Genomic DNA, 14,976 nt, shown 5'->3' on the forward strand with positions numbered 1-14,976 from the left:
ATCGAATTTGCAGGTTATGTCAACGGAAAAGCATTTAGAAGCGAATCTCTGTCCAGATGGAAACTTCGCGCATGTGTCGTTTTTGGTTGCGATAGTTGTCGTTGGAATCCTGCCAGCGTGTGGACAGGCCGCCTTTGATCTGTCGGCTGAAGGAGTAACCTACCACCGCGCTCCAGGAGAAATCGGATTTGTCAGAAGATGCCACCCACGGTCTTCCGCCCGAAGAGGTTTCGGCTTTGCTGGCGTTTATCTTGACGGTCAGGGTGATCGACACCTGTGACTGGAATTTCAGGCGACCGAGTAATGGGATGCCTATTCCCCCCGGCGCTCGGAAGGAGTACTTGGTATCGAAAGCCAATGAGCGGGTGCTTGATCGCGACTTTGACTGTGGGCTGCCGTCGGAGAGGTTGTATTTCTCGCTCTCATCGCGGGACATGGCGGCACTACCGTTAAGACTGAGGTCCTTGAACACTTTGAAGTTCACCGACAACAACGGGTTGTACTTGGTGGACACGCTCTTCTGAGTTGTGAAGCCGCCGTCCAGATCGACCGTCTCCTTGGTCGACCGCGAAAAACCGGTCCGGGGTGCGAAAACGTCGATCAGACGATTTACGATCGGCTTCAACAGCGGTAGTGTTTTGAAGGTCTGTATCCTGATTTTCAACTCGGGCCAGGAGGTGGAGATACTTTCTTTGCGCGAACCCTGCTTGACAACATCTCGTGTTATCGACCGCTTAAAGGCCACATCGCAGGAGATACCGCCGAGAAAACTGAAACCTGAGGAGGCGTCATAGTTGATTCCTTCACCGGCTGAGACCGAACGACTCTGGTTGACGACGGCAACGTCGGTGGTGCGTTCCAGCCCGAATCGATATCGCCACAAAGGTCGTTCCAGCGTCCCCGGCACCGAACTGTTGAAGGACTGTCCATAGCTGTAGGTCGGCGGCTTGATCCACCCGGTTAGGAATCGCATGAGGGACAAGGGATAGTCATAAATGGGGCGCCCCTTGGTCTTTTTGTCTTCCTCCTCTTTCTCTCCGTCCTTGTCTTTCTTTTGGCCGCGGGGGGTGGTGCGACGTCGTCCGGCAAACTTACGCTCGCCACCGGTTGACTTTCCTCCAAACAGGCCGAGGTGATCAAAGCGACCTTTGACGTTCCAGGAGCGAGACATTTTGGTGTGACGTGCCTCGATGGTTCGATCCCAGGAGTCTGAGTATCCGGCCTGATAACCGAAAGAGGTGGTGAACCAACTCAGCAGCTTCGGATCGAAACTACTTTTGAACGATTGTGAGAAACTTGTCTCCAAACCGAGTCGGAAGTCATTCAGCGAGACATTGACCAGATCGTGATCAGAGAGATCGCGCTTTGTAGAAAGGTTGAAACTGGATTTCAGATTGTCGAACAGGTTGTAGCCCAGGTCCATCCGTCCGCCGAAGTCTCGCTTGTATGTGGAGCGACGGTTATCGTTGGGGTCGTCGGTTACACTGATATTACGATTGAAATTACCTGAGAATTTCCAATTGGTGGGATATATACCGATAGTGGTCTCCGAGAACCGTTTCAACACCGGAATCGACTTTGTCCAAAAGAGAATCGGCGGTCTGGGAATACCCTTGATATTCATATCCAGACTGGAGGAGACACCGAAGTTTTCATTGAACCCGTATGGCTGCGTTACACGCCTTGAGACCTTTCGTCCATAGGTCACGTTGTTACTGACTCGGTTAAGCAGTATGTCAAACAGCAGGTTCTTACCCTTGTGCCTGAACGACTCACGAATGGTGAAGCTACGGCTTTCTTCGAGGTCCTGTTCCAGCTGGCGGACCTCCTCGGGCAGAACAATGTCTGTACCCGTGCGCAGAAGCGGCGTGGTGGTTCGCTTGGAATAAGTGTAGCCGATTGGAATGTTGGCGCCCCATGACGGCGGCAGGAAGCGATGGGCCTGAAGAGTCAGACTGTATCGATACGAAGTAGTGGTTTTGCCGCTGCCGAGATTGTTCTGCCCGCCGCCTCGAGTTGCCGATGAAATGGGGCGAAAGAAGGGGTCTCGGGAATCGAAATTGAAACTATAGGTGAGCAAGTCGGCCAGGGAACCGCTAACCGACAACCGGCCGGCCGTACCGACATCCTTGCGCACACCGGTGACCCGTAACTCATCCAGCCAGACGAATCCGTTCAAGGTCGTATCCGAAGTTGCGGTGTTGACAATTCCGGCCGCGAAGTAGCGAACCTCGTTTAGATTCGGTTTCCCCTTGATTCGATAAACGGAGTTGCTGTCATCAATATTCTGCTGCTGCCCCTTGGGACTATTCCGGATCAATGAATCTTTGAACCCGGTCAACTCATCAAAATTGAATTTGACATGATTGCCGTTACTCCAGCCAGTGTCTATGAAAGTCCGATACTCATAAAAATTGGCGGCATTTGATCCGATGCGAAAGAAGAACCGAATGTCCGGACTAATACCCATCGAGGGATCGCCGTAAACAAACATCTCCATGCCGCGGTAGCCTGAATACTGATCCACGGCGATCATCTCTTTTACCGCCAGACAGGTATCGATGTTGTTCAGATTCTGGAATTGCAAAAGCAGACCACGCTGAGCTTCAGTGACATTTGTAGTCGGGTCCTCGTAGGCCTCAACGCCGCTGGGAGGACTGAAAGTGCCGTCCTCGGTACTGACCGAGGCGACCACAAATCGTGTCAACGGTTCTTCCTCAGGCGAAATCACCGAGTCTTGCCAGTTCGACTGAACGAAGTACCAAGCCGCAACTTCCACCGTGTCCCAACTGTCGTCGTCCATGGAATCGTCTTCAAACCACACTCTGACATGTTGCACATCCTCCCACCGAGGCATACCGCTGGCATCAACGATGGTGTCGAGCGCCGTCGAGTCCTGAATGGGAATACGATAGGTCCACCATTGCCGATCTTCGCCAACGCCGGGCGGCCAGTTGGATTCCGGCACCTTGAAGGAATCAGCTTCGAAATCCAAAACGAATGAGAAATACGAATTGGCCGTTTTTAGTCCACTGGACAGAACTTCCTGGTCCGGCCTGCCCTGCACCGATGGATCATTGATGTTGCCTTCCGTGCCGTTGAGCCACTCATACCGAGTGGCTTCGTTTTCCCAGTCGATGGTGTCGCAGTTCGGTATGGGGCACTTGCCGTCGTCCAAAAAGTACCAGTTGTCACCGGCCGGATCGGGATATACGTGTTTGATCTGGTCGTAGATTTCTGATTCATCCGCGTCGATGAGCCCGTCCAGACCAACATCTTCGTCCTCTTCAACGGCGCCGTTTTGGGCGCCACCGGAGGTGATGCCGTCCTCCGACTCGGCGAAGCCGTTGCCGTTCACATCTTCGCTTATTCGCCCAAAGTCGAAATGGAGTTTTCCGCTTTTGGCCCGAGCCCGGACTTCAAGCAACTGTGCACGTTTGGGATCGACGCCACCGGGGAGAGAACGCATGATCCCGGCCCAGGAAGACAGCCCGGTAGCCACGGTGTCGACCAGGACTTGATCCTGATCGTCTACTATGATTTCCGTCTCGACGTGGCGCGGTCGGAAAATCATGCGGAAGGTTCGCACCGTTCCCTGACCCTGAGCCGCTTCACGATCCCAAACGTCATCGACGCTAACCAGGTCCCGTGGCGTGTGCCACAACATCTGGCCGCGAATCCAGCCATCACCCAAGGTCACCGGCTGCGATGATTTGGTCCATGAGGTCCGGCTCGTTCGCAGGGATAGCTGGTCAAGCGCCGATTCAAAATCATCGACGTATGCGACTCCATCGATGTTGGGGTTGGGATGCGACTGGGCTATCTCGCCTGAGATAGTAAAATTCGAGGGCGACTCGGTCTCGACCAAAGGGAGGGCATCAACCATCTTGGTGATAAAGCTCGGCCTGAGAGTCAGGCTGGCATCGAGATCATATACCAGGGCCTTGGCTGTTTCCTGCCCGACGCGCGGTTTGCGATCCTGAGCTTTGTCCGACTTATAGAGAACTGTCGTGCCGAACTTGAAGTCCTTGCTGTACTCATATTCGGATCGCAGTCCCAGCAGGGTCTTCTTTTGTATGGCCAAAAACGGCGCATACTCGAAGTCCACGGCCAACTCGGAGTTCGGGTCCAGCGCTTCCTGACTGATCAGGTTGATCTGGCCGAAACTGTAGTCGATGGTGTAATCTGTGCCTTTGGTGAGGGCTTTGCCGTTGGCCGTAACCCGTTCGGAACCTTCGATAATATTGGCTCGGTTGAGACGAATGATCGATCCGCGTGATTTGGTAGAGATGCGCAGGAAGTACTGGCTGTTGTCCCGTTGGGCGCTACTGGTGTTGGTGGACACGTAGATCTCGGGAACGGTGTCCTGGAGAAACTGGGTTTCATTTCCAGAGACATCGAAGAAAGTCGATCTGGTTCTGAACGGTTCACGGTTAGGGAATATTATCAGACCCCAGTCGGGTCGGTAAATATCCGGACGATCATCCACACGTCCGTCCGGGACTTTCTGATTAGCCGAGTTATACTGATCCAGCCCGAGGATTTCGATGTAGTTCTGGGTAAGACCACCCACATCCTGATAGTCCAGAACATTGGTGGTCAGTTCGCTTCCGGCCAGGCCCTTGAGAACTTTGAGATTCAGGTCCTCCAGTTCGACCCCGCGTGATATGTTGTAGCAGTTTCGCCACATGAGTTTCCAGGACTGATAATCCGGAATGGGATCGTGGGGTCTTAGAATTCGCAGGGCCAGAGAGTCCCCGGTGGTGCCATAGGTCAGGTCCCCTATGGTGATCGTGTCATTTCCTTTCTGTACCTGTATATACGCGCCCAACCATAAGTTCCGGCCCTTTTCCGAGTTGAAAACTACGTAGTGCAGGTTACGTTCCGGATCATCCTCCCAGGTGTAGGATTCGGAGGATACCTCCTTGACATAAATTCCACCCTGACCTTCGGTTGCATAGAGGCTCGGATCGCGGGGATCGACCATGAACTCGGCAACACCGTCGGCCTCGGTGATATCCTTGGCACTTCGCATTTCCTCATAGATAATCAGGTTGACAATCTTATCGTCGGCTTCGAACTCCCCGGGGTAGCCCAGATCAAAAACACGTCCTTTGGCGAATTCGTAATCGCGAATGACCGTTGCATTCTCCTCGCCGCCCGGGGTGATAGCAATCCGGTCGGCCGAACCTTTTTCCTGCGAGGCGATAGCGGTCATTTTGAGACTGCCCACCTGAGCCGCCGCTTTGATACCAAACAGCCCGTTCACTCTGGCCGAGTACCCCACCAGGGCGGTGCGCGGTAGACTGAGATTGGTGTTACCGGCCTCGATCACTTTGAGAATGTCGTCTTCATCACCTTTGTAGCGGAGTTGAATCCTGTTGGCCAGTGGGATGTCGGTCTGGCTGTTCTGGGACACTTTCACGGAGATCTTGGAACCTATGGTACCGGTGATATCGAACTGGTAAACCTGCTCCATGTTCAAGGATGGAAACTTGCTTTGACGATGGGTGTCTGAATTGGCCGCATCGGTCCAGTTGGAGCGACCCGAAAAAGTGATTTTGCGAAAACCGGTCACTTTCAGTCCGGCGCCGCCTTCACCAAACACTCGATCGAGACGCCTGGGCAGTGCTACCGTGATTCCCAGTCCGGCATCTTGTTTCTTTCGGTTAGGATTGGTGATTGCCCGCGTCGTTACTCTGCGAAACTGTTCGCGGGTGCTCTTGTCCAACCGGTAGTTCATGAACCTCTGAGCATCGGCTGAAATCGGCACCAGCGACTGCGAGTTTTTTCCGCGTTTGTAGAACTCGGTGTTAAAAGTAAGCGAGGAGGTGGCCGAACTTGCCCGGACCAATACAGGCTGGCGTTTCATCCTCTGAGAAATCAAGGGGAAGGACAGTGGATACAGAGCTGCCGAAAAACTGTAGTCCGGCTCACGGTATTGAGATACAGCCCCGGGTGGGTCGTCGAATTCTGCTACAAAAAGGCCATCCGCCAGTGCCGGACATGCCGACAATATGGCAAGGGCCACGGCAACGGCAAGAATGAGGAGTTTTCGATGGAGCGTAGTAATCACACTCAGGCACAATAATCACGTTCAGTTTACTTCGTTAATAAGGGCTCGATAATCCTCCTGTAAAGTTAGAACTGGCCAACCTGAATAACTTCTTCCTGCAACATTATACCATATTTCTCAAAGACTTTCTCTTTTAATTTGTCGGCTAACCGCCGGATATCCTTTGAGGTCGCCTTCCCTGAGTTAACTATGATATTGGCGTGTCTTTCACTTACTCTGGCATCGCCAACCGACATGCTCTTGGCGCCCACTTCTTCGAGCAGCCGACCGGCCGGAATCTTGCCGTGTTCGCTGTCGGCATCCGGAATATTCTTGAAAATACATCCGGCACATCTGTCGGTCGGCGGAAACTTGGCCTCTCGTTCTTTGAGTATCGAGTTTACTTTGTCGCGGATTTGTTTCTCGTCGCTCTTTTGCAACCGAAAACGAGCCTCTACCACTATCTCCTGGGTTGACTTCAGGCGTGAATCACGGTATCCGAAACGCAGATACTCTGAACCGACAGTCTTAACCTGACCTTTGGTGTCTACCAGAGTAGCTTCGGCCAGAACTTGCGAGATATCTCCGCCGTAAGCGCCGGCGTTGCCGAAAACAGCGCCACCCACCGAGCCCCAGATACCGGCGGCGAATTCAAGCCCGGACAATGAGTGGCCGGCCGCAAAATCGACCAGCGACATCAGGTCCTCACCGGCGCCGCAGACAATCTCGGTTTCCTTCAAGAGTTTCAACCCGCCGATTCCTGCTCGGATCACCAGCCCGTCATATCCGGAATCGGCCACCAGAAGGTTGGACCCGCCGCCTATAACAAGATAATCCAGTTTCAGTCGGTTGGCTGCGGCCACAGCCTGAGTCATCGCCTCGATTGACTTCGCTTCCAAAAAGAGCCGGGCGGGTCCGCCGGTGCCAAAGGTAGTGAACTCCGCCAGAGGGCGGTCGAATTCGAGTTGTTCACCCAGTTCAGCGATCAGCTTGTCTTGGGAGACCGTCTGCTCGGCTTTGGGTTTTGACACCATCTTAACCACTCTCCAATATACCGATAGGCCACGCCAATACAAGCTAAAAGCAGGGCAGGTCGGGCCACTCGGACCGGTGGTTCAGTCTTTATCCGTTTCAGTTTCCGCCTCGGAATCGGCACCGGCTTCTGCCTGATCCGACTCGGGCTCTTCGGCCGATGCCGCCTGATCGGTTTCCCGGCTCTCCGTCGACGGTTCGCCCGGCTTTTTCAGTTCATCGACATAATTGAGGCGCAGTTCATAAAGAACATGCTCGATCAGTTTCTTCTCTTCGTCGCTGAGATTTCCTTCTGTTTTCTCTTTCACCATACCCAACATGTCGATTGAGCTCTTGGCCATGTCGAGACTACGTTCCACCTTGCCGGTCAGGGGTGAGGCAATCTTGCCCATCTGCTGCATAGCCCCGCCCTGTAGTGAAACGACCAGTTGAAAAAAGTACGGGTCCATCTTTTCGTCGAATTGATTCATCGGTCTTCCTCGATACTTGAGTGAATAACGGCCATAGTTTCAGTTTAGCCGCCGCCAAGTTCAGTTGGCTTAACTTCGGCGGCTTGCACCAGATAAGCCAGCAAACGACGATGAGCGCCGTCAAGGCTGTTCGGTTTGTCGTGCAACCTGCCCAGCAGACTGCGGGCCGAGTCTATCAAGTCGCGGTCCATCGACAAACGCGCCGCCTTCAGTTGGGGGATTCCGGACTGCTTGAGACCGAACATCTCCCCCGGTCCGCGCAATTCCATATCGGCCTCAGCGATGGCGAAACCATCGGCAGTCGAACTGAAATACTGCAAGCGTTTACGTGCGATCTCCGAAAGGGGCGGGTGCGCCAGCGCCACCAATGTAGCCTGCTTGTCGGAACGACCTATGCGCCCCCGCAATTGATGCAACTGGGCCAGACCGAATCGTTCGGCGTGCACGATTACCATCAGGGTGGCGTTGGGATTATCGATACCGACTTCGATCACGGTTGTGGCCATCAGCACCTGCAGATCACCGTCATGAAACTGCCTGAGTATCTTATCGCGTTCTTTCGGTTTGACACGACCATGAACCACACCTACTTTCAAATCGGAAAACATTCCCGAGGTCAGTTCGGCAAAGGCGTCCTCCACATTCTCCAACTCGATCTGCTCAGATTTTTCTATCAACGGATAGATGATGTACACCTGTCCACCCTTTTGTACTTCGTCGATCACAAATCGATGCACTTTTTCGCGGGCATCGTGCGAACGCCAGACCGTTCTGATCGGCTTGCGTCCGGGCGGGAGCCCTTCAATAGTGGAGATATCCAGATCTCCGTAAAGAGTCAGCGCCAGGGTGCGCGGGATAGGCGTCGCGGTCATAATCAATAGGTCGGGGTTGTCACCTTTGGCGTGCAGTTTGGATCGTTGCTGGACACCGAAGCGGTGTTGTTCGTCAATGATAACCAATCCGAGTTTCTCAAACGCCACATAGTCATAGATCAAGGCATGGGTACCAAAGAGGACATGGATGTCGTTCTGCGCGCAAGCGCGCGCTATCTCCTTCTTGTAGGTCGGCTTTGCGCTGGACGTCAACAGATCACACCTGATGCCCAGCTCATCCAGGAACGGTCCCCAGGTTCGAGCATGCTGCTCGGCCAGGATTTCAGTCGGCGCCATGAAAGCCACCTGCAAACCGTTCTCGGCTACGTAAGCTGCCGCAGCAATGGCCACAACTGTTTTGCCACAGCCGACATCACCCTGAAGCATGCGCGTCATCGGCTGGTCGCGCTGCAAGTCCTCGAATATCTCTCGAGTCACCTTCTTCTGGCCGCTGGTCAACTCAAACGGCAGGTTCTTTTTGAAAGCGGTGAGTTTCGCATCCGGCGGCTTGTACTGGTGTTGTTTGATCGCCTGCTCCTTGGCCGAGCGCCGCTTGAAAGCGAGATACAAAAAGCCCAGCAGTTCATCAAAAGCGATACGACGCCGACAAGCTTCCAGTTGCTCGCGGTCATCGGGGAAATGTAACTTCCGGATGGCTGTATGCAGGTCGACCAACTGCGACTGTTGGCGCACTTCGGCCGGCAAAAGGTCGCTAACCTGTTCCGACAGGTTCTCAAAGATGAACGATGTCACCCTGCGGATAGACTTGCTGCCCAAACCGACACTGGACAGCTCAGCCGTCTGCGGATAGACCGGAATGATCCGCCCGGCGTGCACCATCTGCGAGGAGTCATCTTCCAGACGCTCAAGGTCGGGGTGGACGATCTGATAACCCATAAAATAGGACACCGTGCCGGTGGCTGAGAAAATCTGGCCTTTCTTGAACAGACGTTGCCAATACCTGACGCCGGCGAACCACATTAGCGATATCGCCCCGGTGTCGTCTTCGAGAATCACTTCGTAACGACGTTTGCGTCCGTGCAAAATACCGTGCGCCTTGACCGTGCCGATTATCGTCGCTGACTGATCCACTTGCAGTTGATTGATTGGGACGACGTTTGTCCTATCCAGATACTGCCGAGGAAAGTAAAACAAAAGATCACGCACCGTGCGTAGGTCGTGCTTGGTGAGCACCTCGGCTTTGCGCGGTCCGACACCTTTGACGTACTGCAACGGTGAATCGAGTCTTAGTTCAGCCACAGGCAAACCTGTCATTGCGCCTCGCGGTGATAAATCACTTCTTTGCCCTTCGCGCCTTTCCTATCTAACAGTCCTCTTAACCGTAGGTCAGGACCCCTGCGGTTTCGACATCACGCACCTTAAAAGCCATTTATGGCCGCGTGATTCTTCTCCGATCACCTGTCCATTGTGTCGTATTGGGGGCCGGTAGTCAAGGGGAAATGGCAGGCAAGCCGACAAGTCGGTTCCTCGCACTTCGCGCCTTTTCTATCCGGCAAACTGCGTTAAGTTAGCGGGGCGGGTCCGTCTTCGCCTGCGCGCCGCGGCGTGAACCCGCCAGTGTGTCAGGTCTGAGTCCGCACCTGAGTCTGTTGATGCGCCTGCGGGGCGCGAAGCGCCTGAGACCCATTCATGGGTCCCCTCTAGAGACGGGTGGCCCGCCTTTGGCGGGACGGGGTGTGTTCCGGACTGTTCCGCCACCCACGAGAAAATCACCAACTCACGCCAAAATGCGATGACGCAACTGTATATAAAGGAGAAGCCTATGTACATCAGAACAAAACAGAACACGCCCAACTCTGTGTGCCTTAGCAATCACCATCGATCCTGTCAGGTAACTGTGTTATTGCAACCGATCAAACCCATTTTACAACGCTCATGACGCGACTGCACTTGGCAAGACATAGGCTTGCCCCCGTTGACCTTATGGCCGAGTTGACGGTCACCCATCAGAAGAGCAGGTCAGAAAAAACGTTTTTCCGCAAAACAAACCCATTTTCCTTGGCCGGGTGGCCGTCTCAAACCTTGTTTGGGACGGTAGGCATATCTGGTAGGCCAGTCCGGCGCGGCGGACGCCCTTCTCTCCACCACTGTAACAAGTCACCGCCTCATCGGTCTGACAAATGAACGCAGATTGACACAACTTGCAGCCAAAGGCAGGACATGAATTCTTCGTGTGAATCAACTTTGACCGATACGACCGACAGCCATGACCGACCGGTCGCTCTTTTGGTCATGGCATACACTGCTGTCTACCTAATCTATCTTTGGTTATTTGTGGAACTTGAGAACGAAGGCATGCACTGGATAACCCTGGTGTTAATTCCTGCGTTATTGCTTTGGCTGACCAATCGATCGGTTCACGGCAAGTTTTCGTTTGGCGACCTGATGCGATCAGTCGGTTTCAATCGTCGGCATCTCAAGCGCGGAATACTCTGGGGAATGGCCTGCGGTATCCCGCTGGCGGTAGTTCAAACGCAACTGTCGCGCAAGGGCGACGAAATCTGGGAAGTGATTATGTCCGGCGACGTGTTCATCCGTCTGCCGATGGCCTTTGTGTTGATGCTCATTACCGCCGGATTCACCGAAGAGTTTTTCTTTCGCGGCGTGTTGCAAACTACGCTGGTGCGCAGGATCGGCAATAGGTGGTTGGCTATCGGTATCTCGGCTGTTCTGTTTGGCTTCTATCACCTGCCCTATGCTTACCTGAATGAAAACTGGTCGACCCACGGTGACTTCTGGGGCGCGATGCAAGAAGGCGTGTTGATGGCGAGTGTCATGGGGATCATTTTGGGGATCATATATGACCGCAGCAAGAATCTGATCGCACCGATAGTATGTCACTCGTTGTTCAACGCTGTTTTTGCGATGACCATGTGGAACCTGAGCTTGAAGTTTGGGTGAAGCATTCGTCCGGGAATAAAATACAGGGCAGGCCCAGTGGACCTGCCCTCTCGAATCCTCAGCGACATTGGTCTATTTCATCAGTACCATTTTCCTGGATGCCGAATACTCGTCGGCCTGAAAACGGTAGAGATACACACCGCTGGCGGCTGCGCTGCCGTCCCAAACAAAACGGTGCACGCCCTGTTCAAGGCGGCTGTCGACCAGGGTGGCCACCTTTTGGCCCATAACGTTGAAGATTTCCAGCGTGACTTGCGAAACCGCCGGAAGAGTGAAACTGATCTCGGTTATGGGATTGAACGGGTTCGGATAGTTCTGCGAGAGACTGTAGGCATCGGGCATGTTCGCGTTCTTCTGCAGTGGTTCGACACTGAGAGAAACCGTGCGACCGTTTTCATCAATGCCTATGGCTGAAGTCGGTTGCGCTTCACCGGCCACGGTCAGTAATGAGGTTATGCCTGATGCAATGCGTTGGTCTCCCTCCATGTCCAGCAGTCCAATCCGGGCCAGACCTTCGAAGTGACCGGAAAACGACTCTATGTCCGCGGGGAGGCCGACGATGTCGGCTTCGTCGTCACACTCCACTTCGAGCTGAACCGCCAACAGATCGACAGCCGAGTTGACCTCGATTATCGTGTTGACACCGTCAAAGAGGCTGGTGAGTTTGCCAACGGCAGGTGCACCACTGAGCGCTTGACCGGGCAGATCGAGTCGGGGAGCGCCACCACCGCAGCCGTTAAGCGGAGCCGGGCCGCTTTGGAAAATATAGGCTATGATATAGGTAATGTCGCCGACATTAACGGAAGAATCGGCGTTAACATCACCGGCAAGAAGGAAAGGCAATGGCGCTGCACCGCTTTGGAAAACGTAGTTAACCAGGTATGTGGCATCGCCCACATTGCAGTCGTCACTCTCGTTGACATCACCGGCGACACGATCGGGCCAGCCTTCTTCACAGCACTGGTAGAAACTCTCGGAGCAAACGTCACAATCGTCGCCTATGTCGTCTTCGTCGCTGTCGGCCTGGTCGTTGTTGGTGTCATCGGGACAATTGTCGCAGACATCGCCCAAGCTGTCGGCATCGCTGTTTGTCTGGCCGGCGTTAGAAACCAACCAGCAATTGTCGCAGACGTCGCCGACGCCGTCGCTGTCATCATCGGCCTGATTACTGTTAGCGTCGGTGGGACAGTTGTCACACACGGTGCCGACATCGTCACTGTCGCCGTCGGCTTGATCGTTGTTGGTATCATTGGGACAATTGTCGCAGGCATCGCCCAAACTGTCGGCATCGCTGTTTGTCTGGCTGGCGTTGGCGATTTCCCAGCAGTTGTCGCAGACATCGCCGACGTCGTCGCTGTCTTCATCGTCCTGATTGGCGTTGGCGTCCGACGGACAATTGTCCTCAAGGTCGAACACGCCGTCGCCGTCACCATCGGTGCAGGAGTACAGATAGACATGGTAGCTGGACGGTTTACCGACTAAGATATTGTCCACACCGTCGCCATCGGTATCCCCATCGCCGGCCAGTCCATCGCCGTAACTGTCCCCGCCGATTGTGCCAAACTGACTGAAAAGCAACGACCCGTCGTCACCACTGAAGGCATGAACCGCAGTGCTTCTGAAGGGATACGAGAAGCCAACTTCAGTGACCAGGATATCCGGCACGGCGTCGTCATCAATGAAACCACCGCCTGCCACCTGGTCGCCGAGATAGTAGCTGCTGGCCACGGTCAAGGTGTACAATGTATCGGCTGACTGGCCTGAATAGCTTGACTCGTAACCTGAAAAGACAACGGCGTTGTTGTTGCTGATGTACCCGATCACAAAATCGGCGTTGCCGTCGCCATTGACATCACCGGCCCCGGCCACCTCTTTGGTTCCCGGTGCGACCAGAAGCGTATCATACCAGTCGTCACCGGAGTAGATAATGACATTCCCGGAACCGCTGGATACCGAAAGGTCAGGTGTGCCGTCTTCATCTACATCACCGACACCGGCAACGTGAGTTCCGAACTTCTGATTGTTCGAGGTTCCCTCGATCCAGGCAGACGGACCACCACCTTGCGTCGTGCCGCCTTCAAAGATGAGAATCCTGCCGCAGTTGGTGTATGTTCCATTGTCATACTCCGGACAGCCGACGATTATTTCGTCGTCACCATCACTATCGTAGTCACCGAGAACGGCCACACTGTAACCGCACCTCTCAGTTGAAGCGCCGGCTCTGGTAAACAACGAACTCCCGTTGGCTCCCGACCAGACCGTGACTCTGCCGTCATGGTTCGCACCTTCGTAGTATGATCCGCCCACGTAATCGGTCCAGCCATCGTTGTCCCAATCTCCGGCACTGGACACGCTGAAACCAAGACGGGAATTACTCTGGCCACCGGCGTGATTTCGAATCGCAGCACCATCGACACCGGAATACACATAGACTTTCCCGTAGTAGCTGCCGTCGTAAGATGCTCCCACGATGAAATCGTCATACCCGTCCTTCACACTGTCGGCATCCGTGCCGATGTCACCGATAAAGGCCACGCTACGGCCAAACAGACTACCACTTGGGCCGGTGATGTCGTCTGATCCCGGGCATTCGTCTACTGCCAACAACGCAGGTGTTGCTACCAGTACTGTGGCAAGTAATGTAAGTACCACGTTCCTCATTAGAGGCTCCTCCTGGAAAGAGTTTTGGGTTATGGGTTATGAATGCGACTTGCATTCAGGCCGATTGATCGGACTCGGCCGTCATGCAGAGTTACGATACAGGCCGTGGATTCAAGTGTCAAGTTTGTTTGAACAGAAACCCATGCTATAACTATATACCAAACCGATTCAGTCTTGTGGCCATCAAAGGCCCACGCAGAAGAAAGGGAAGGCACAAAGCCTTCCCTGTGTCATGCTTTTGGATTGCTCCAGGGGCTCTTATTTGGGTACATTGGCCTTGTTGAATTCCGGCGGGACCTCGCCCGGAGAATATGCATCAATCTCCTGTAGCGTAGCATACGCCTTATCTCTGAGGTGGGAGTTATCCCCTTGAGTCATGGCAACTAGATACGCGATCACCCCATCGCCGCCAATGACCTCCCGTACTTGCACTGCATTACTGTTATCTTGAAGTTCTCCAGGAAGGTATCGAATCCATTCATCACCCCCATCCGTCAGGGACTCGATGATATAGGCAGCACGCCAAACGGGCCGCCAACCAGGGCGACCATCAAGTAGTGTGATAACGTCTGACAGGACTCGCTCGGAAGGAATACCCCTTGGCATCCAATCGCCCCATAGCCCATGCACGATTGAGCAGACAAACATGAATAGCTGCTCCCCCTCGGGGAGTACCGCCATCTGGTCCCTGTGCAAAGCTACCTTTTTGAAATCATCATAGGACAGAAGATGTAGGTACTTGGATGCAAAGTCCGCATCCCGCCAACTACTATAGCCGTAAGCAAGACTGGCTGTTGCCTCACTGAACGCCTTGGCCCGCTTCGCTTTCTCAGGCCGAAAGTGCCTTATCATTGCCCAAATGAATCCGCCAATAGCAATCAGGGCAGCGATTACGCTCAATGCTTCGACCATAAAACGTCCTCCTTGTTGAATCCGGACCTAAGCCCAATCTTGATGTACACAC

Annotated in this window: 7 protein-coding genes; 1 reads left to right on the forward strand and 6 read right to left on the reverse strand. The window is 53.9% G+C overall.

What is annotated here, in order from left to right:
- Positions 1 to 34 precede the first annotated feature (34 nt).
- The 4 genes from sprA to recG all read right to left on the reverse strand — a co-directional run bounded on the left by sprA (position 35) and on the right by recG (position 9,689).
- Positions 35 to 6,076, reverse strand: a complete 6,042-nt coding sequence (sprA, locus tag OEV49_08465; GenBank protein MDH3891106.1) for a cell surface protein SprA — start codon at positions 6,074 to 6,076, stop codon at positions 35 to 37.
- A 65-nt stretch (positions 6,077 to 6,141) separates the two neighbouring features.
- Complete coding sequence (gene murB / locus OEV49_08470; protein ID MDH3891107.1) at positions 6,142 to 7,089, reverse strand: UDP-N-acetylmuramate dehydrogenase; 948 nt, start codon at positions 7,087 to 7,089, stop codon at positions 6,142 to 6,144.
- An 81-nt stretch (positions 7,090 to 7,170) separates the two neighbouring features.
- Positions 7,171 to 7,557, reverse strand: coding sequence for a DUF1844 domain-containing protein (locus OEV49_08475; protein MDH3891108.1), 387 nt, complete (start codon positions 7,555 to 7,557; stop codon positions 7,171 to 7,173).
- Positions 7,558 to 7,601: 44 nt separating this feature from the next.
- Positions 7,602 to 9,689: an ATP-dependent DNA helicase RecG gene (gene recG / locus OEV49_08480; protein ID MDH3891109.1), complete on the reverse strand. Its 2,088-nt coding sequence runs from the start codon at positions 9,687 to 9,689 to the stop codon at positions 7,602 to 7,604.
- Positions 9,690 to 10,634: 945 nt separating this feature from the next.
- Between recG and OEV49_08485 the strand changes: the two genes are divergently transcribed.
- Positions 10,635 to 11,351, forward strand: coding sequence for a CPBP family intramembrane metalloprotease (locus tag OEV49_08485; GenBank protein ID MDH3891110.1), 717 nt, complete (start codon positions 10,635 to 10,637; stop codon positions 11,349 to 11,351).
- A gap of 72 nt (positions 11,352 to 11,423) precedes the next feature.
- Here the strand turns inward: OEV49_08485 and OEV49_08490 are convergent, their stop codons facing one another.
- Both OEV49_08490 and OEV49_08495 read right to left on the reverse strand, forming a co-directional pair.
- Complete coding sequence (locus tag OEV49_08490) at positions 11,424 to 14,012, reverse strand: FG-GAP-like repeat-containing protein (GenBank protein ID MDH3891111.1); 2,589 nt, start codon at positions 14,010 to 14,012, stop codon at positions 11,424 to 11,426.
- Positions 14,013 to 14,270: 258 nt separating this feature from the next.
- The gene (locus OEV49_08495; GenBank protein ID MDH3891112.1) at positions 14,271 to 14,924 is read right to left on the reverse strand and encodes a hypothetical protein; all 654 of its coding nucleotides are present in this window, start codon (positions 14,922 to 14,924) and stop codon (positions 14,271 to 14,273) included.
- Positions 14,925 to 14,976: the final 52 nt, after the last annotated feature.

The organism is Candidatus Zixiibacteriota bacterium, assembly GCA_029860345.1.
Taxonomy (GTDB): Bacteria; Zixibacteria; MSB-5A5; order GN15; family FEB-12; genus JAJRTA01.

Bases quoted from the DNA above. Each gene is read 5' to 3' on its own strand.
- murB (MDH3891107.1), bottom strand. From the start codon at position 7,089: ATGGTGTCAAAACCCAAAGCCGAGCAGACGGTCTCCCAAGACAAGCTG.
- OEV49_08475 (MDH3891108.1), bottom strand. From the start codon at position 7,557: ATGAATCAATTCGACGAAAAGATGGACCCGTACTTTTTTCAACTGGTC.
- OEV49_08490 (MDH3891111.1), bottom strand. From the start codon at position 14,012: ATGAGGAACGTGGTACTTACATTACTTGCCACAGTACTGGTAGCAACA.
- OEV49_08495 (MDH3891112.1), bottom strand. From the start codon at position 14,924: ATGGTCGAAGCATTGAGCGTAATCGCTGCCCTGATTGCTATTGGCGGA.